The organism is Colwellia sp. MB02u-10 (assembly GCF_014077185.1).
Lineage (GTDB): Bacteria > Pseudomonadota > Gammaproteobacteria > Enterobacterales > Alteromonadaceae > Cognaticolwellia.
Genome location: NZ_JACGVK010000132.1, coordinates 242507 through 262028 on the forward strand (window position 1 = coordinate 242507; position 19522 = coordinate 262028).

Here is a 19522-nt window from a genome sequence, read left to right on the forward strand (position 1 = left end):
ACCTCTATTCAAATGTACCTTTAATAATTGTCTGATTATTTTGCTTGTGCCATACACCTTGCGCCATTACATCAGTAATTTCATATTTTTCATTCATCACCAATAAATCAGCGTCAAAACCAACGGCAATTTGCCCTTTGCTTTTAAAGCGTAAAATAGTAGCAACATTGCTCGTTAGCATCGGGAGCACTGTTTCAAGTGGTATACCTTTATGTAAAGTTTCCACTAAAGTTTCTCCTAACGTACTCGCTCGACCAAAATCCATATGCTGTAATTCACCTTGTGGGTCAAAACAAGGCAAGCACCCTCCACCGTCTGAGCTAAGGGTTATTTGTGCTAAGGGTAATTGTCTTTCCACTGCCATCTCAATGGCGTCACAAGCTTCCCAACCGGGTTGCGCTGTGCCGGCAGGAAATGCCGTTAGATCAATATGACACCCTTGAGTGAGTAATTTACAACTATCTTCAAACAACGCTTTGTTACGATTAACATGGGTGGGATTAAATACCCGCGCTGGCAACTCTGTGTCTCTAATCGCTTGTTCAATTAAGGCTAAACGTTTTTCGCCATCACCCAAATGAAAATGGATAACGCCGGCTTTACCTGTGATCAAACCCGCGACATGGGTTTCACTGGCAAGGCGGATCACTTCTTCAAATGTGGGTTGGCTAGAGCGGTGATCACTAATGGCAAACTCACCAATACCGATCACGGGCTCAAGAAAAACGATATCTGACTTGGCGCTGCCCGTAATGGTGGTTAAAGGATAATGATATCCTCCGGTCCAACAGTAAGCAGACAAGCCTTCTTCACGCAGACCATAAACTCGACTTAATAAGTTTTCGGTGCTTCGAGTAGTATCATCAGTGCCAAGTAAGCCCACCACGGTAGTCACACCCGCATGGGTAAATTCAGTCAGGCCAACAGGCGGAACTTGCGTTGCAAAACCTGCTTCGCCACCGCCACCGGTAATATGGGCATGGCTATCAATAAAACCTGGCGTTAAGGTCGCACCGTCAAAATTAATGACCTTAACGTGCCACTGCTTAGGAATATCGATTTGTCCTTTTCCAGGCTCATAGATAGCGGCAATTTTATTACCGGCAATTAGAACGTTTTTAATGCCTAGAGGGGTTGGTGCGTAAATATTAACATTACACAATAATGTCAGCATGGTTTGATTATTCTTCATGATATATACAGTGACGTTGTATTTAGCCTAATTTATTATTTATTTTAAACAATAAATAATATTAGCAAGCAAACTAAAGCAACAGTGAGAACAGTAATAAAGAGTATCAATAATTGTAACACACTTGATATTTTACCACCAAGCATACCTTGCAAAGACAGTAACAATGTAAAGCCAACACGCTTAAAAATCTTAAATATGCTTTTTTCAATTTAATCATTGTTATTTTTTAAGCCACATAGCAGGCAAAAATATTTTATTTCATTAGCCGTGTAATGTCGTGTAATGGTTATCCACCGCCCCTATTAGCTACGATACAGGTATCGCTTAAAACAGATAACGAATGATTCAATTATTAACCAACATCTAATCATTTTTATCGTCAGCTGCCCGCGCTAATGAAGCGCGTTGCAAAGTAATAGCGACTGGATTTAGAGCAACTAACAATCACGGCTAAAACAATATAAACCATTAAAAATAAATAATTTAAAAAAGGAAGTTTTAAATTGGAGAGCATAATGAGCGTACCAAAACCATTCATTGAATACATGAAAATTATGCGTGAATACTATAAGTCTTGCGTATCTAATCCTGATGAACTATTTATAGATTTTAACTTCGATGATATAGAAATTGACGCTAGATCATACGGTTTCATCAACAATGATGACATCCGTACTCACGAAACAGGCAACGACATTAATAGTAATAAAAGCCATGAATTAGTGCACACGCAAGTAATGGCTAAAGCTGACCAGCAAACAAGGCTAAAACCTACCGAGATTATTACTATAAAACTATTTGAACAAGACCACGTATTGATGAATGGAAACAACAAATTACCGGTACAGCCTAAACAACACTTTACGCTTGCTGATAAAATCAAAGCAGTTTTTTCAAATTTGACTAAATAATAACAATTAAATTATTGCCCATTTTTGCGGGTTAAAATATGCCATGTCAGCGTTGCCCACCTGGATGTGAGTACTTAAGTGCGGTTGGAACTAAAATACCTGTACGCTCAATCCCAATAGAACGTTATTGCTCAATTAAGCGTCTTACCCGGTACATTTCCCTCCACACGACAAAAGAAAAAGCTTAATGGAAGTCGTATAAATGGCCTTATTTTTAATAAACTGACAAACATGCCCTCAAAGATATAACCTAAAATAGCTAGCCTGACTTTCGCATTTTGTGATAAAAAATATGCAATATTAATATCTGCTACTAATCCGATAACGAATACCGATAACGAATAAGAACCAAGGATCAAAAATATGACCACTGCGCAAACTGCCAACGAAACAGCACCTGAAAATATCGCCTTTTATGTCAATATGGATTTCAGCAAACTGGCTAACGATATTAATAACGGCGCCCTAGCGCACCAATTTAATGGCAAAGGCCGAAAAATCACTTATATTACTGCAGAACAAGAAATCGATTATTTTTATTATTCTTCCGATAGCGCAGGTGAACATAAAATAGATCCACCATTTGAAATCACCGATGGGGATACTGTGATCTGTACACTACAACCGAAAATAGGTGCTGATAACAACAAAGCGAAATTTAAATGGAAAAGCATTTTACAAAATCGTTTTGACTTACATCGAGTGTCGACAGAGAGTAAAGCGCAAGTGAGCTATAAAGCAGTAATAACTGAAGGCGCAGTAGAAATCGACAAGGTTATTATTAATATTCACTTTAAGCTTAACGGTGACAAGTTCTCAATCGCTTGGGATCCTAGAGTAAAAATAAAAAGAGGTTAATATAATCGCTTTAGTTGTTATCAATTAATTGTTGAAATGCCGGCTCACTTTTCAGGTTATTAAGCAAAGGAGAGTTGGTAATTTCAGCAATAGAATAATTATTATTAATCGCCAAAACTAAGTAATCTAAAGCTGCTTCGGCCATATTTACACGGGCATAAGCTGCGGCAATAAAAAATTGATCTTCGCCGAGATCTTTGTCACTAATTTTTCTGGCATAAAAATTAGTTTTTTCAATATTATCTAAATTCGCATAATAATAGGCTAATGATGAAATCGCCTCTTTGTTATAAGGGTTGAGTCGCAACGCTTGCTCTGCTAGTAATATAGCCTGTTTAAAACTTTCAAAATATTTGTCATTATTGGCAAAACGATAAGCGTCAGCTAAGTTTCCCCAGTTGATGTAATCACTATCATTTAACGCGATCATCTGTTCATAAGCCGCCACGGATTTTTCATAGTCGCTTAAGATGAAATAATAAGTGCCTAGATTAGCGTAGCCATCGGAATTTTTTTGAATCACCAAGGATTGTTGCGCCGCTAAAATTGCTTTTTGTATATCGCCATTGAGGTAATAACAAGCGCTAAGATTAAGATAAGAAATATAATTATTAGGCGTTTTTTTTGCTAGCAAGGCAAAGTATTCTATGGCCCTATGATAGTCACCACTTTCAAAATAATAAGCCCCTAAATCTGTCAACACCATAATATTATTCGGCATTAAATCATAAGCTTGCATTAATACCCGCTCAGCTTCGAGTAACTCGCCCAATTGAATAAATGACAATGAAAGGCTGGTATATGCCTTTAAAAAATTTGGATTTAACTCAAGGCTATGAGTAAATAACTTAACCGCATTACTATAATCCCCTTGTTTCAGTTTAAGTTCGCCTTGTAAATAGCTCAGCATAGGATGATTAATATTGATCTGCTGCAATTGTTCAATTGTGCGTCGCATGGGTACTAACCAACTAACGTCTTTGGACTCTATAAAATTACGTAGCTGTACTTCTGCCAAGCCAACATAAGCATCAGCATATTTCGGGTCAAGCTCAATAGCCGCCTGAAATGATGTCAGGGCTTGATTAATATTATCACCATGGTCAAAGCGATACAGATAGCCCTGTCCTTGCAAGTAATATTTATAAGCACCGTCAAAAACCGGTTGTTGCGCGGCGAATTGTTGGCTTAACGTTGCCGGTATTTGCCAGCCGAGTAAGTCCATCACTTGCTGGCGAATTTGACTTTGTGCGGTGAACAACTGATTGGCATCAATGGTTAATTGCAGCGACTTTAACTGCCGACCATCGGCGCCATTGACCAAGCTTAAATGAATATTACGGGTCGACCCCATATGCTGAATGCTACCGGTGATAACTACATCAACGCCATATTTGTTATAAATACTGGTCACACTAGGATCTTCAAGCTGCCTAATTTCACTGCCGGGTAATACCCAAGTACTTCCATCCCCTTGTTGATAACCCACTTCTGCTAAATCACTACTGAGCATAGTGGCGATACCATCACTGAATATTTGCAACACCGGATCGCCGCTAATATTATCGAACGGTAAAAAAGCTATTTTTTTCGACTCGACTAATTGTCGAGCAATCAGTTCCTGAGTACTTGGCGGGAATAAAACCCCACGCACACTCCAAGCAAGTGTCGCGCTTACGGTGATGATTAATAAGCTTTGTGTTAGCCAGTGTTGTTGCTGCCACCAATTCTTTTTATGGTTAATTTTTTCATCAATAGCAGCAATATCTTGTGCCAGAGCCTCTGCGCTTTGATAACGTGCAGATGGCGCTGTTGCTAGTAGCTTTTCAACCAAGGAAATGAGCTCAGCAGGCAGTTTTTCCTTAGGTTCAGTTTCACGCTCAGCCTTACGTTCCGCTTCAAGCTCGGCTAGAGAGGTATATTCGCCATCAGTAATAGCTTGCCTAATTTGTGGTAAATTCAAGCCTAAAAATGGTTTAACGCCGGTCAACATTTCGTACAAAACAATACCCAAAGAAAACAAGTCAGAGCGTGCATCGCTCGCTTGACCTTGAATTTGCTCCGGCGCCATATATTGTGGCGAACCTTCAATACTTGTTGGCAACGTTTGCGACCCTGCTTCTTCAGCTGCCGGCTCTTGCGCTGCTAAAGGTTCTTGCCCTGTCAAAGCTTTATCAGGGTCGATAAGCGCGGCAATACCAAAGTCAAGTATTTTAATGCGGTCGTTAACATCGACCATAATATTTTGTGGCTTAATATCACGATGAATAATCTGTTGCTGATGAGCACAAGCAAGGGCTGCCACCATTTGCTTGGCATAATCGATAACAATATTTAACGCCAAGCCTTGTGGAGGAATAACCCTATCTAACGGACGCCCGTTAACCCACTCCATAACAATAAAATTAGCGTCACCATCACGGGCAATATCATAAACCGTCACGATATTGGGATGATTCAGTTGAGAAATAGTTTTGGCTTCAGCCAGTATTAATGGCTGCTGGGCATCACTGATACGCAGCATTTTAATGGCCACAAAGCGCTCTAAAGCTAGATCTTTAGCTTTATACACCGCCCCCATGCCGCCCTTACCTAAAATATCGATAATTTTAAAGTGCGCCATACTACTGTGTTTCAGCTGTTTTTCCTGTGCCGCTTGTTCATCATCAGAAAGTAAAACTTGCTGGCTACACTGCGTATCCGCAATCGAGATAGTAAGTGTTTCATCATCTTGATTAAGCTGATTAACGTGTTCGGTTTGTTTCACTTTTTGACCATATCAAATCAATACCATGCTTGACTGCGTTTTATTGTTATAAGGCAATAATCATATGACAATGCCGCTATGTCGAGCTTAGTTTTTATTTATTGCTATAACCAAGTAGCGCTTAATTTACGTAAAACAAGCGCCAAACAATATTAATTGAATGGCTTGACGAACAATACGGACAAATGGCTTTAGTGGTTCACGTATTGGCTAACGTGCTGGTTAGACTCTTGATGCGTAAATTGGCGAGTATCACATTCAATTTTATCGCCTTTAGTAATACAAAAAAACTTACTTGCCAAGCGTAATTTTCCGGCGTTGCGTTCGATAATGTTACTGGATTCGCAAGAATTATTTAGTGCATCGACAAATTGTTTACGCATACGGTAAATTTGAATATTTAAGTGACTGGCATCAAAGCCTAAATCTTTCGCCAGTAATTCAGCATACACCCAACCTTGTTCACTATCGTCGACACCTGCTTGCATATCTTTAGCACGTTGACGCGCTAAACAAAGGCTGAGGTAATGGTGACTACGCGTGAGTAAATCAATATGTTCTTCACCATTTTGCATAACAACATGGGTGCTCTCTTCATCTAAACTGGTCTGAAAAAAAAAGGTTAATTCATCGAGCGAGGTAACATTGGGTCTGAGTAGTTGGGTATCTTCTATTGTGCGGTTTATTTGTAATTGCCATGTTAAACCATCAATATCTAAGCATTCTTGATCATTCAATTCAGCCGCCCTTGTTGACTGACTAAGGTTATCATCAAGGGTTTCTTGCCACCAAGAGTAAGTTTGGCTGTTATAGCTTAGCACACGATTATGAGACTTTTTACTCGGTAATAAATGGAAATATTCTAATTCAATGGCCACACTATTATGCTCAACAGGGATAAGGCAATCGCAAGGAGGATTTACGTCATGCACTTCAAAGGCATAACCTGACTTACTAGCAAAAGCGATCACATCACCAACATTAAGTTGAGCCACTTGATCATGCGCTAATCTTTGGCCATTAACCCAAGTGCCATTACTACTAACATCGCGCAGCAACCAATGTTGATCGTTCCATTCAATAAAGGCATGAATTTTAGAAACAAAAACATCCGAAATAAAAGTATTAACCGAGCTTTTAAGTCGACCAAAGCTATGGTGTGATTGTAATAAACAATTTTGTTGAGTTTGATTATTCAGTAAAGCGGCCATCACTTCCTCTCATTTTGATATCGGTGCTCATCAAATATGATTAACAGCTGATAAATGACGAATGATCAATATACCTATTTATCTCAGCTACAAACACCTCAGGTATATATTCTGCCTTATCTAGCGGAGCAAGTAAGTACATTTATCTAATGATCGTAATGTTTTTCTGCCGTTAGTATCAAAAATAGGAATAGCGACCTTGTTATCACCACTTTAGAACTGGCCTCATGATGATTGTATCTATCGCAGAAGGGGAAATATGGGCTTCCCTGGTTTCACTAGACGGTAAATCGCTGAATAACTACTAGTCGCCCTGAAAGGTCAGCTTTAAACATAACATGTAACTTAACGCATCAAACCTTATTGAACCCATTTAGAAGCTTAATCCAGTAACTTAAATTATTGTGCGAAGTTAATATATGTACACTCCCAAAATTGCTATGACGAGTTTCAAATAAACAATAATCTCATTTATATCAAAATTAATTTTTCATTGTCTGCCGAATACAGAAAGCCCACTACAATATTTTCATGTTGGTATCAGCCGATATAATATTTTTCATTATTTATACCACTTTCATTAAATTTGTGATCTTGTTGTGTGCAGAGAAAATGCATCAGGGTTAACGCAGTACTATAGTTGTTGCACAGTTATCAACAAGGTAATAACGCTATTGGTGATGTTAATATTACGGGTAAATATATTTAACTCTTATTAAAATATTGTATTTTCACAGCTAAAAAACCACAAAACCGCTCTATAACAATTTTAAGGAAGTCGCTTGTTGGTCTTTTAGCTACTTATACCTTGACGGTTCCATAAATTTATTTCTATGCAAATAAGATATTGATTTTGGCTTTTATGTCTAGTTATGATTACTCTACTTAGCTTTACAGATGTTAAATTTATTAACATCAAATACATTCTATGGTGAGATGGTATTTTAGCGCTATTTTAAATGGCTTAAAAACAAAATTTAACTAGCACATACGGTTAAGTTTTAATTAGAATGCACGAATTATAATTAATGTAACTATCGCTAACTAGTACCACGCTACTACTTAGTTATTTTGAGGAAAACCTATGCTTTTTAATGATTCATTTATCACCGATTGCCCAATTCGTCAGAAAATTCGTGAATTTTATCGTATTGATGAAAATACAGCGGTAGATCATATTTTGCCACTAGCAGAAGTGAATGTTAGTGCTCGAAGTCGTGCTTGGGAAAGAGCGCGTAAAATGGTATTAAAAATTCGCCAAGACCAAGCGGGTACTGGCGCGATAGATGCTTTGTTAAAGGAATACTCTCTATCAAGCGAAGAAGGAGTGGTATTAATGTGTTTGGCTGAAGCCTTACTACGTGTACCTGATAAGCATACTCAAGATGCCTTAATTCGTGACAAAATTTCTCAAGGACAATGGAGCAGTCATCTTGGTAGCAGTGACTCACTGTTTGTAAATGCTTCATCATGGGGTTTGTTAATTACCGGCACTATGGTTAATTATGCTGATAAACGCAAAAAAGATAGCTTTGGTTTATTGAAAAAAGTTATTGGCCGTTTAGGTGAGCCTGTTATTCGTAAGTCAATGAACTACGCCATGAAAATTATGGGTAAGCAGTTTGTGATGGGCGAAACGATCAAAGCGGCCACTGAGCGTGCTGCGACAAAAGAACAGCAAGGTTATGTTTACTCTTACGATATGCTAGGTGAAGGCGCTCGTACAATGGACGACGCTGACCGCTATTTTAAAGCTTATCAAGATGCGATAGAAACGATTGGTAAAGTGGCTCGTGCTACAGGTAAAAATGACCCACGCAGAGTACCAGGTATTTCAGTAAAACTTTCCGCTATTCATCCCCGTTATGAGTTTAGCCACCAAGCACGTGTAATGGCTGAAATTGTACCAAAACTAAAAACGCTTTGCCTGCAAGCAAAAAGTTATAACATTGGCTTGACCGTTGATGCCGAAGAGTCTGAACGCCTAGATATATCGCTTGATGTTATTGAAGCGGTATTTAGTGACAGTGAATTAGCCGGTTGGAATGGTTTTGGTATGGCATTACAAGCCTATCAAAAACGCGCTATCTTTGTCGTTGAATGGTTACGAGACTTAACCGTACGTGTTGACCGGAAAATGATGGTGCGCTTAGTCAAAGGTGCATATTGGGATACAGAAATAAAGAACACTCAAAAAGAGGGTCTTAACCACTTTCCAGTCTTCACACGTAAGTCTTCTACCGATGTTTCTTACCATGCCTGTGCGAATAAATTATTAGAATATAGAGATTCTATTTACCCACAGTTTGCCACACATAACGCTTACACCGCAGCAACGATTGTTGAACTTGCCGGTGATGATAAAGAAGGTTTTGAATTTCAATGCTTACATGGCATGGGAGATTCTTTGTACGACCAAATTGTGTCACTTGAGAACATTCAATGTCGCATCTACGCACCGGTTGGCCATCATGAAGAATTATTAGCTTATTTGGTCCGTCGCTTATTGGAAAATGGCGCTAACTCTTCTTTTGTCAATGCTATTGTTGATGAGTCGCAACCGGTCGAGTCTTTACTTGAAGACCCAGTTGAAAGAACTCAACGCTTAAAAGATAAGTATAACAACCAAATACTTAGACCTATTGCCTTATATCATGACGCCAAAGGTCTTGGCCGTGATAATTCTAAAGGCTTAGATTTAACCGACATTAGTGTCATCACACCGTTAAAAGCCTCGTTAGATTACTGGTTTGTTGATCACCTGCTTAATAAAAATGATATCCCCGAAGGTGCTATTGCGGTTAAGAACCCAGCTAACCATAGTGAAATCATTGGCTTCCATCATCTGCACGACAAAGCCGCCATGCTTGAGATGATCGATACGGCAGAAACAGCATTTACTACATGGTCAAAAACGCCAGTATCTGAACGCGCTGATTTATTATGCCGCGTGGCTGATATTCTTGAACGTCATACCGACGAGCTCATTGCCTTGTGTATTAAAGAAGCCGGTAAAATAGCCCAAGACGGTATTGATGAAGTGCGTGAAGCCGTTGATTTTTGTCGTTATTATGCACAACAAGCGGTTGAAGTTGCCGCCGATGAACGCCTAGAAGCGCGTGGGGTTGCCTTATGTATTAGCCCTTGGAACTTCCCATTAGCGATATTTTTAGGTCAAGTGGCTGCCGCTATTGCCACAGGTAATACGGTGCTAGCAAAACCTGCCGAACAAACCAGTTTAATTGCCTTACGCACCATTGAATTAATGAAGTCGGTTGGCTTACCTGAAGGCGTTGTACAAGCGGTTATTGCTCGAGGCAGTCAAGTGGGCAGCGTTATTGTTCCTGATGCTCGTATTCAAACTGTTATGTTTACCGGCTCTACTGAAACCGGCACTATTATTTCACAAACCTTGGCTGACCGAGGTGGCGATCAAGTCCCCTTTATCGCAGAAACCGGTGGCCAAAACTGCATGATAGTTGACTCTACCGCCCTACCTGAGCAAGTGGTTGATGATGTTATTTCTTCAGGGTTTCAGTCTGCAGGTCAACGCTGTTCGGCGCTGCGCGTGTTATTTTTACAAGAAGATATTGCTGATGACGTTATTACTATGCTCAAAGGCGCATTAGCAGAATTACATGTGGGTAACCCAGAAAAATTAAGCACAGACATAGGTCCAGTGATAGATCAAAAAGCATTAGATGCCCTCAATGCTCACAGCGACTATATGAAAACTCATGGCAAACTGCTGTACCAATGCCCTATTGCCAGTGAGATAACAGATGAAGTAGCGCAGAACGAACATTTCTTTTTTGCGCCACGACTTTATGAAATTAAAGACATTAGCGTGCTAGAGAAGGAAGTATTTGGTCCTTGTGTACATGTTGTGCGCTTTAAAGGCAATGACATAGAAGCGGTTGTAGATAAAATTAATGGTACAGGTTTTGGTTTAACTATGGGTATTCATACCCGTATTGAACACCGTGCCTTTGATTTAGCCAAGTTATCACGTGCTGGCAATGTCTATATCAATCGTAATATGATTGGCGCTATTGTCGGTGTACAACCATTTGGTGGTCGTGGCCTGTCAGGTACTGGACCAAAAGCAGGTGGACCAAATTACCTCACGCGTTTAGTGATAGAAAAAGCAACACCCGATGCTGAGCAATTTAAATTACTACCATGGCAGGTAGAAGCTTTAGACGGTGGTGAACAATCGGAAAAAGAAGCCGTATTGTTTATGGACAAGGCTAATGCAGCAGAAAAAGGCTGGCGCTTAACTGAGTTAAATACCCGCCTTTCTTCTGTACGTCAATTGTTAGCAAAAATTTCCCATGTTGAAATTGTTGAAGATTTAGCAGACGATTTAAACCGCACCTTAAAATCAGCTCGTTCACAATTAATTAGTATTGAAAAGCGTTTGAAAAAACCAACGTTTTTACCTGGGCCAACGGGTGAGTCTAATGTGCTTTATTTGGAAAACCGCGGCAATATCATTTGTTTTGCCGATAAAAATGTGAGCTTTCATTTTTGGTTACTTTCTATTGTAACGGCTTTGGCAACGGGCAATACCGTTATTACTGTGGTCTCTGATTTATATTATGATGAAGCGATTGCCTTTAGAGATAAGTTCATTGCTACCGGCCAAGATGCAGATGTTTTCCAAGTGGCTAAGTTATGTCACTTAACGACTATGCTGGCGCATCCTGCGTTATCAGGTATTGTGGTAGACAGTCATTGTGATCGTAAGCACTTTATCAGTGAGAAATTAGCTGAACGTTCAGGGGCAATATTACCTGTGATCAGTTCTGAATATTTTGATCACTTGATTCAGCGTTTATTAACAGAAAAAACCATTAGCATTGACACGACAGCCTCTGGTGGCAACACGTCACTAATGACTTTAGTTGAAGAAGATTAATCGTTAATGGTTAATGAGCGATAGTTAATACCAAACGAATAGGTATTAACTATTAGGTATTAAGTGTTAACTGAAAACGGGCATCTGATGATGCTCGTTTTTTTTAACTACTGAATGATATATTGATTATAGCTGTCAGTTACTAGCTATCAGTTTAACTGAAACTTTAAATCGCTCGGTATTTAGCAAAGCGCTGACTCTGTTTAGCCAATCAAGCGCTATCGACAATCACCAGACAAGGATAAAAACACCATTGTGGGTGTTATTTAACATCGTTGATTGCAAAAACTTTATTATGCTCAAGAATATATTCATCAAATCTCAATTGTAACCTAGGATGCATGCGAGCTATAGCGAGCTCTAGCCCCTTTTCAATACTGATACTTTTTAATAAAGCTAGATCAAGGCGATGAGCAATTTTGATAATATAGCGCATTCTTTGTTTCTCAAAAGTAATTAAATGCTTAGCAAATAACTTATCAACATGCGCGCATAATAAAATGCCATTAACGCCATCTAACCTTTGCTTATTGTCTTCACATTTTGCCCACGGAATAATATGAGAAGCGACTAACATTTCAGCAATATTTATACCTGTCAGTGCACATGTCTCGCCATTACCCCAAATATCAATAACGTTTTTTCTAAACTGCCCTTGTCCAATTCGGCACAAGATTAAGTTTTCTTTTTCTGTCTTTTCGATAGCTAAATTGAGTATATCCAACAGATCTACAGCCTCTTTTGCGATAGGTTTTGCGCTATATTCAGGCTTGTGTGCGCCTTCTGCGTACCATTTATCATCAGTGAAGTTTAGGGTCATATCCGTTAAAGTTTTTATAAACTCTTTGCTGCTGGTTTTGCCGCTATCAGTGGCATCTACATAGTCCAAATCTTCAATTATTGGAAAGGTTTTTAGTTGATACCCCTCCTCTTCAACTAATCTAATATGCTCTAGCGCTTGAATATAACCGGGTTGCTTTCTACCTTTTTTATTTTGCTCCCAATCCTTATTAAGGATTAAGCTCCGACCCTCTTGAGTATGAGTATCCCAAGCCCCAAAAATAACAAACTTAGCTGCATGGTTTACAAATGAAAAATCAGTTCTCCAATTATTAACTGTTCCACCATGAGACTCGATAAATTTTTTCCTAGACAACTGACGTACTCCTTTCAAAAGTGATTTATAAAATTACATAGCTTATAAAGCCATCACCATTGATTCTGCACTAAAGTGAGTTAAATCAGTACAAATAAATTAACAATTGATGATATAGGTAAAAATAACAGTCGCTGAATAAATCACTGCCTAGCGCTTATCACTATAAAATATGGCGATGAGATTAATTTTATACCTTAACTTGATTATTTATTAGTGGTGCAAGCGCTAACTTAAAAAATTGGGTAAACATGCAACTAGAACAACACGAAAAATCATATTAACACCTTGTTTTAGTTTGTTATTTAAGTAAATATAATTGACAGAACTGCCAAAAAAAATTGTTTTAAAATGGCTCAGCATAGCCGTAATTCACGTTAAAATTAACGCTTACCGCTGGCTAAATAACCAACTATTATACTTATTACAGTTCTGGCTGATCGACTTCTTTAGCACTTAAAGCCTCGACAAAAGACTGTAACCCTGTTTGCACCAACTGATAAGTTTTATCAATATTATGGCTAATATCGCCTTCTAATACTTTTAAATCACCTAAAATACCTTTGGCTTCAGCAAAACCTTCCTCTATGCCGCCACGGATAATATCAACAAAAGCCGTTAACGATTCTTCTGCAGCCATTTCAGGATGCTGCTCTTGATAAGCACCTAGAAACTGAGTACTAAAAGCAACAATACGCTCGGCTGTTGCTTCAGGGCTGAAATCAACCCCGGACTGATAACTGTCTTCAACGCTACTTTCAACACGATTATCAGCCCCAGTTTCTTTAAGCGCTTCGTTTATGCCCTGTAAGGCAGTTTTTAACAACAATGACAGCGGCTGATCGCCCATGGTTGTATTGAACTTCAGTGAAGACTCTATAATAGCGGCATTAAGCTGTTTTTTATGGTTGGCATAAATAGAGCTTTCTGCTTTAACAATATTTTTATCATTAGCCAGCTCAGATATTTGCTGCCCCTTTGGCTTGTTCAAGGTTTTATCTGAGGCGTTTGCTAATGTTCGAACCTCTTGGCTATAGCTATCATTAGGTTTAATTGTTGAGCTCATAAAATTTACCTCGGTTTATCAAAGCATATATAACAAGTATCGGCACCATTAAGTGCAACTTAAGTTTACCCTGTAACTATCTCACTCAATGCAAGGTTACATTCATCATCACAAGATAAATTTATTAAAAGCTGTCAAAGATCATGACTGACAATGAGAGTGTTCATCATCAATTTTCCCTTAACCATTACGGGTTAATTTTAGCCGATGCAGACCTTATTATTTCACCCGCTACTGGCATGGCTAACGATAATGAATAGCGTGCAGCTTTAATCATTTTTTGTAAAAAATAATGATACTTTATTAAGCACTTAGCACGGCAACTCCCCCCAAGAGGCTTCGACATTAGATGGCCCAAATGCTACAATTTAAATTTTAAAATAAACAAAAATAAGCGCTGCTGAATGTCTGATATTGTATTACTGAAAACCGGTATAGAACTCCCGATGAACGCAGAAATGGTTTATTTCAATTACTTCTGGTTACGCGATAATTGCGCCACCTCATGGGATAGCAGCACTCAGGAACGCACCTTTGATATTCTTGATGAAGATGATGATTTACACGCAACAAGCGCCTGGATAAATACAGCCTCACTGGAAATTATTTGGAGCGATGGCTATCAAAGTCGTTACAACCTACACTGGCTTGAACGTTGGCACAAGGGAGAAAATCATGGTGATTTAGCCGTTCGTACCCGTAAAACTTGGTATGGCGATCACTACCCAAACATGGCGCGTTTTAGCTATGACGATGTGATGGCTAACCCCGCCAGTGTAGCTGATTGGGCAGAGGCGATGTTAGATGAAGGTGTTGCCCTGATTCAAGATATGCCAAATTCCAACGAAGGGCTGAAAACCCTATGCGAACTGTTTGGCACTGTGCGGCCATCTTTTTCTGGTTACACCTTTGATGTCCAGTCTAAAGCCAATCCAGAAAACCTTGCTTATACCAGCAAAGCACTTGAGTTACATACTGATTTACCTGCAGAAGAACTGGCTCCAGGTATCCAGTTCTTACACTGTAGGGTTAATGATGCAGAAGGCGGCAACAGCTTGTTTGTCGATGCAACCACCGTGGCCAACGCCTTAAAACAAAGCCATCCACAATACTTCAAAATACTGACAGAATACCAAGTGCCGTATCGCTATACCACCCACTATCAAGATGTACGCACTAAGCAGCGAATAATCGAACTCGACCCTAATAATGGTGAGGTTAGCGGTATTAATTTTAGTCAGCACTTGGCTGATGTATTTGATTTTTCTCAGCGTGAAATGGATACTTTTTATCCCGCTTTTCGTAAGTTTGGACAGATGCTACAAGACGTTCAATATTTGATGACCTTCCGCCTAAATGCTGGCGAGTGTATGGTGTTCGACAACCACCGCATCGCTCACGGCCGCGCTTCCTTTATCAAAGGCAGTGGTGCAAGACACTTACGGGGTTGTTATGTTGACCGAGGCGATCTGCGCAGTGTTTACCGTGTTTTACGTGCTAGCTATCCAACAGCAGAAGCAGAAATAACGGCGCCACTTTAGCCATCACTAGAGACCTAATCAGTCGGAATCTATTGAGGATAAGCAAATTGAGGATAAGAAGAATGCAAACAGAACAAGAATTACGCGTCGATTTGGCCGCTACTTTTAGGCTTATTTATGAAATGGATATGCATGAGTCGGTCGCCAATCATTTAAGCGCTGCGGTATCTGCAGATGGCAAACAGTTCCTGATGAACCGTCGCTGGATGCATTTTTCAAATGTGACAGCGAGTAACCTACAGTTACTGGATAGTGAAGACTATAGCATTATGCAGACTGACCAAGCGCCTGATGCTTCGGCTTGGAGTATTCATGGCAACATGCATGCGTTATTGCCCAAAGCTAAGGTTATTCTGCACCTGCATTCTACCTATGCAACTGTCCTCTCAACGTTAAAAAACCCACGTATATTGCCCATTGATAACAATACCGCGCGGTTCTTTGAACGCATCGCCTATGATGAAAGTTTTGGCGGTATCGCCACCAGTGATGCAGAAGGCAAACGCATCGTGGATAGCCTAGCCGGTAAAAATGCTTTAATGATGGGTAATCACGGCATTACGGTTACTGGCGCGACGATCGCTGAAGCTTTTGAAGATCTGTATTATCTAGAGAAAGCTTGTAAGACCATGGTGTTGGCTTATTCCACTGGCCAGCCTCTGAATACTCTCTCTCATGAGTTAGCGCGACAAACAGCAGAAAGTTGGGATGAGTTTCGAGGCCAGTCTTTTGCTCATTTTGAGCAGCAAAAAGCTATGCTCGATAAAAAGGGTAGCTCGTATCGGGAATAATAATACCTTATTACCCCATACTCGCGCTTTAACGTGTCTCGGTTGTGTGACAAAAAACTATCTTTGATCAAGTGTTATGCCAACATCAGGTGATAGTTAGGTCTGAATGAGGCCAGAGTCAATCTGGCTTCAGTGTAACCTAAATGGGTTACAAGCCATGCGGCGTTTTATTTAGCTTTGCCAACTAATATCAGGTTTCCAACAACTAATCCACGCGGGAATATCACTCGCAGGCATAGGTCTGGCAATGCCGTAACCTTGTGCTAATTCACAGCCCAGTTGCAATAGCGCCGTGCCGTGTTCAATCGTTTCAACGCCTTCTGCAATCACTTCACGCTTGAATGATTTAGCTAAAGCAATGACACCTTCAACAATGGCCAAATCGTCAACATTCACTAGCATATCTCGCACAAAGCTCTGATCTATTTTAATCAGGTTGGCAGGTAAACGTCTAAGATAAGTCAGAGACGAATAGCCAGTACCAAAATCATCTAAAGAAAAATTTACGCCTAACGCCATACAGTCATTCATGGTGGTTGAGACCCGAATCACATCATTTAAGGCACTTGTTTCTAACACTTCTAGTTCTAAATAGCGCGCTTCAACATCCGAATGGGCGTTTAGTAGCCTAGTGAGTCTCTTGGTAAAGTCAGGCTGTTGTAATTGCATGGCAGCAATATTTACACTTATACCTGTGGGTAAGATAAGACCTAGGGTTTGCCATTGGCTAATTTGTCTCAGTGCCGTATCAATAACCCATTCACCCATCTCGAGACTCATCGGGTTATTTTCAATCAAGGGTAAGAAATCAAAGGGGTTTAATAAGCCGCGCTCGGGATGTTGCCAACGAATAAGCGCCTCAACACCCGTCACCAAGCCTGTCCTCATATTAACTTTAGGCTGATAATGGAGGACAAATTGATCGTTATCTAATGCGCTACGAATAGTCTTTAGGTTGTCTAGTTGTAATTTACTCGCGACATCTTCAGCGGTATCAAATAAATGATAACGATTTTTACCCGATTCTTTAGCCACATACATGGCTTGGTCAGCATGGCGTATCAGCGAGTCGGCATTCACGTTGTCTTGTGGATAGAGGGTGGCACCAATACTGGCTGATACATTTAAGACCAGATCACCTAGAACAACAGGCGCTGAGACTGCCCGTAATAAGCGCTCTAATGCCAACTGACAGTCTTCAACTTTACCTAAATCTGTTAATACCGCGACAAATTCATCGCCGCCAAACCGGGCTAAAGTATCACCTCCACGTAATACACTTTTCATGCGAATTGAGAGGGCAATGAGCAGTTCATCACCTAAATGATGTCCATAGCTATCATTGATCTGTTTAAAACCATCTAAATCTAAAAATACCACCGCAAGTGACTGCTGACGTCGCTTGCACTGCAACATAGCTTGAGTTAATCGCTCGGCGAGTAAAATACGATTGGGCAGGTTGGTCAGTAAGTCGTAGTGGGTGATCTGCTCAAGTTTTTTTATCTTTTTTTTCATCGTACTGATGTCACCAAACATAGCTAAATAGTTTTGCAACTCGCCAGTATCGTTATACACTGCAAAAATGGTCATAATTTCTGGATATACTTCACCATTTTTACGTTTATTCCAGATTTCTCCGTACCACTCTCCTGTGGTAGAAATTGTTTGCCACATGGAGCTATAAAATTCTGCTGATTGGCATCCCGAGTGTAAAAGACTTGGATTTTGACCAAGAGAGTCATCGCGACTGTAGCCGGTGATCTCAGTGAAGGCATAGTTAACTTCAATAATAGTAGCTTTAGCATCAGTAATTATAATACCTTCGCGGGCGTGAGTGAAAACCTTGGCGGCAAGGGCTAATTTATCAGCTAGTTTTTCTTTCTCTTCATTGGCGAGCTTTTGCTCATGTTCAATTTTTTTTCTTTCGCTAATGTCCGTTACCGCAACAAGACAGTCGGTACCTGTAATGCCAAGGTTGGCCTCAATATTCAGCCAGAATTTTTTGGTACCAACTTCGGCTAAAATCTCACAAGATTGTATACCACTGCCGGCAAATGCTTTGACTAGACAAGATTTGAAGCTATCTCGATATTGAGCGTTTACGTAGTTTAAAAACTGTTTATTGACCAAATTAGCTCGCTCAATACCCAGTAACTTAGCCCCTCGAAAATTGACCTGATTAATCATGGCATTTACATCAAAAGAAAAGTAGCCAATGGGGGCAAATTCAAATAGCTCAGTGTAACGATAATGTAATTCTTGTGTTTTCTGCGCTTGATGTAACTCCTCGTTCTGCATTTCTAATTCAATCTGATGCACCTGTAATTCGTGTAGCATTTTTTGCGCTGCAGAGTCACTAGGAAGAATTTGCTTTGTTAGTTTGACTTCCGCACGATAGCGTAATTCTTTGGCCATCAAGTTGACTGATTTTACAGACATATTCATTTGGCAAGTTCCATTTTATATAACACTGACTCAAACACCTTGGCTTGACTAATATAGGTAAAGTTAAGAACCATGCTGACAATTACCTTTTCTTGTCTTTGAAAAGGTATACAAATTACGAAAAGAAAAGCCGGCATCCACAATGGCTAATGTCATCACAACAATTAATTTACTGAGTTTTTTCGGAAATTTGATCACAGTTTTAGTCTACTTTGCTGTCTTATTATAAGAGAGTCGTTTTCCGTCATTAGCCAAGAATATTTCATATTTTTTATGTAACCGCCCTATTTTTAAATTGAGATTTTTCATGTTTAAATACAAAGGTAAATGTTAGACCACCTTGGTCTCTAGCTCAGAAAATTGCGCTAAACATAATAAAAAGTTAAGCATCACTAAAAATCACTCACTTTTAAGTATAAATGAAAGCTGAGTCTAGATGCTCAAATCTACTTAAATTAGAGAAAAAAGAGCTTTAAAGTCAATTTAATGTAAAAATTCTTAACTTCTTTTTAACCTCAGCCTCACAAACATTTGCAGACTAGCACATTAGCAGATCTTAAGACGTTATTTGTTTGTTAATTGATCGTTACTATTGGTGTGCTTTATCGTCTTATCACCTGAACCGATATAACCTATGATTAAGGCAAGGCTAGCTAGGTA

Annotated in this window: 11 protein-coding genes; 5 read left to right on the plus strand and 6 right to left on the minus strand. The window is 39.6% G+C overall.

Features of this window, described 5'->3' with window-relative positions:
* Window positions 1-4: 4 nt before the first annotated feature.
* A complete protein-coding gene (iadA, locus tag H4J59_RS14450) occupies window positions 5-1192 on the minus strand; it encodes a beta-aspartyl-peptidase (RefSeq protein WP_182240480.1) in 1188 nt (395 codons plus the stop codon).
* A gap of 518 nt (window positions 1193-1710) precedes the next feature.
* Here iadA and H4J59_RS14455 point away from each other — a divergent pair.
* Both H4J59_RS14455 and H4J59_RS14460 read left to right on the plus strand, forming a co-directional pair.
* Window positions 1711-2106, plus strand: a complete 396-nt coding sequence (locus tag H4J59_RS14455) for a hypothetical protein (RefSeq protein ID WP_182240482.1) — start codon at window positions 1711-1713, stop codon at window positions 2104-2106.
* Window positions 2107-2469: 363 nt separating this feature from the next.
* A complete protein-coding gene (locus tag H4J59_RS14460; RefSeq protein ID WP_182240484.1) occupies window positions 2470-2964 on the plus strand; it encodes a hypothetical protein in 495 nt (164 codons plus the stop codon).
* Between the two features lie 10 nt (window positions 2965-2974).
* Here H4J59_RS14460 and H4J59_RS14465 read toward each other — a convergent pair whose 3' ends face one another.
* Together H4J59_RS14465 and H4J59_RS14470 are read right to left on the minus strand one after the other, a co-directional pair.
* On the minus strand, window positions 2975-5731 hold the full coding sequence (locus tag H4J59_RS14465; protein WP_182240486.1) for a serine/threonine-protein kinase: 2757 nt from the start codon (window positions 5729-5731) through the stop codon (window positions 2975-2977).
* Between the two features lie 191 nt (window positions 5732-5922).
* On the minus strand, window positions 5923-6942 hold the full coding sequence (locus H4J59_RS14470; protein WP_182240488.1) for an FHA domain-containing protein: 1020 nt from the start codon (window positions 6940-6942) through the stop codon (window positions 5923-5925).
* 1084 nt (window positions 6943-8026) lie between these two features.
* Between H4J59_RS14470 and putA the strand changes: the two genes are divergently transcribed.
* The gene (gene putA / locus H4J59_RS14475; protein ID WP_182240490.1) at window positions 8027-11863 is read left to right on the plus strand and encodes a bifunctional proline dehydrogenase/L-glutamate gamma-semialdehyde dehydrogenase PutA; all 3837 of its coding nucleotides are present in this window, start codon (window positions 8027-8029) and stop codon (window positions 11861-11863) included.
* A 262-nt stretch (window positions 11864-12125) separates the two neighbouring features.
* Here putA and H4J59_RS14480 read toward each other — a convergent pair whose 3' ends face one another.
* Both H4J59_RS14480 and H4J59_RS14485 read right to left on the minus strand, forming a co-directional pair.
* On the minus strand, window positions 12126-13037 hold the full coding sequence (locus tag H4J59_RS14480) for an HNH endonuclease (protein ID WP_259369541.1): 912 nt from the start codon (window positions 13035-13037) through the stop codon (window positions 12126-12128).
* Window positions 13038-13443: 406 nt separating this feature from the next.
* The gene (locus H4J59_RS14485; RefSeq protein WP_182240492.1) at window positions 13444-14085 is read right to left on the minus strand and encodes a DUF5610 domain-containing protein; all 642 of its coding nucleotides are present in this window, start codon (window positions 14083-14085) and stop codon (window positions 13444-13446) included.
* 404 nt (window positions 14086-14489) lie between these two features.
* On the opposite strand from H4J59_RS14485, the gene H4J59_RS14490 reads away from it, so the two are divergent.
* The gene (locus H4J59_RS14490) at window positions 14490-15626 is read left to right on the plus strand and encodes a TauD/TfdA family dioxygenase (protein ID WP_182240494.1); all 1137 of its coding nucleotides are present in this window, start codon (window positions 14490-14492) and stop codon (window positions 15624-15626) included.
* Between the two features lie 62 nt (window positions 15627-15688).
* Complete coding sequence (locus H4J59_RS14495; RefSeq protein ID WP_182240496.1) at window positions 15689-16417, plus strand: class II aldolase/adducin family protein; 729 nt, start codon at window positions 15689-15691, stop codon at window positions 16415-16417.
* Between the two features lie 171 nt (window positions 16418-16588).
* Here the strand turns inward: H4J59_RS14495 and H4J59_RS14500 are convergent, their stop codons facing one another.
* Window positions 16589-18862, minus strand: a complete 2274-nt coding sequence (locus H4J59_RS14500) for an EAL domain-containing protein (protein WP_259369542.1) — start codon at window positions 18860-18862, stop codon at window positions 16589-16591.
* Window positions 18863-19522: the final 660 nt, after the last annotated feature.

Excerpts from the sequence above, each read along its gene's own strand:
- iadA (WP_182240480.1), bottom strand. The coding sequence starts at position 1,192 with ATGAAGAATAATCAAACCATGCTGACATTATTGTGTAATGTTAATATT.
- H4J59_RS14455 (WP_182240482.1), top strand. The coding sequence starts at position 1,711 with ATGAGCGTACCAAAACCATTCATTGAATACATGAAAATTATGCGTGAA.
- H4J59_RS14460 (WP_182240484.1), top strand. The coding sequence starts at position 2,470 with ATGACCACTGCGCAAACTGCCAACGAAACAGCACCTGAAAATATCGCC.
- H4J59_RS14470 (WP_182240488.1), bottom strand. The coding sequence starts at position 6,942 with ATGGCCGCTTTACTGAATAATCAAACTCAACAAAATTGTTTATTACAA.
- putA (WP_182240490.1), top strand. The coding sequence starts at position 8,027 with ATGCTTTTTAATGATTCATTTATCACCGATTGCCCAATTCGTCAGAAA.
- H4J59_RS14485 (WP_182240492.1), bottom strand. The coding sequence starts at position 14,085 with ATGAGCTCAACAATTAAACCTAATGATAGCTATAGCCAAGAGGTTCGA.
- H4J59_RS14490 (WP_182240494.1), top strand. The coding sequence starts at position 14,490 with ATGTCTGATATTGTATTACTGAAAACCGGTATAGAACTCCCGATGAAC.
- H4J59_RS14495 (WP_182240496.1), top strand. The coding sequence starts at position 15,689 with ATGCAAACAGAACAAGAATTACGCGTCGATTTGGCCGCTACTTTTAGG.
- H4J59_RS14500 (WP_259369542.1), bottom strand. The coding sequence starts at position 18,862 with ATGAATATGTCTGTAAAATCAGTCAACTTGATGGCCAAAGAATTACGC.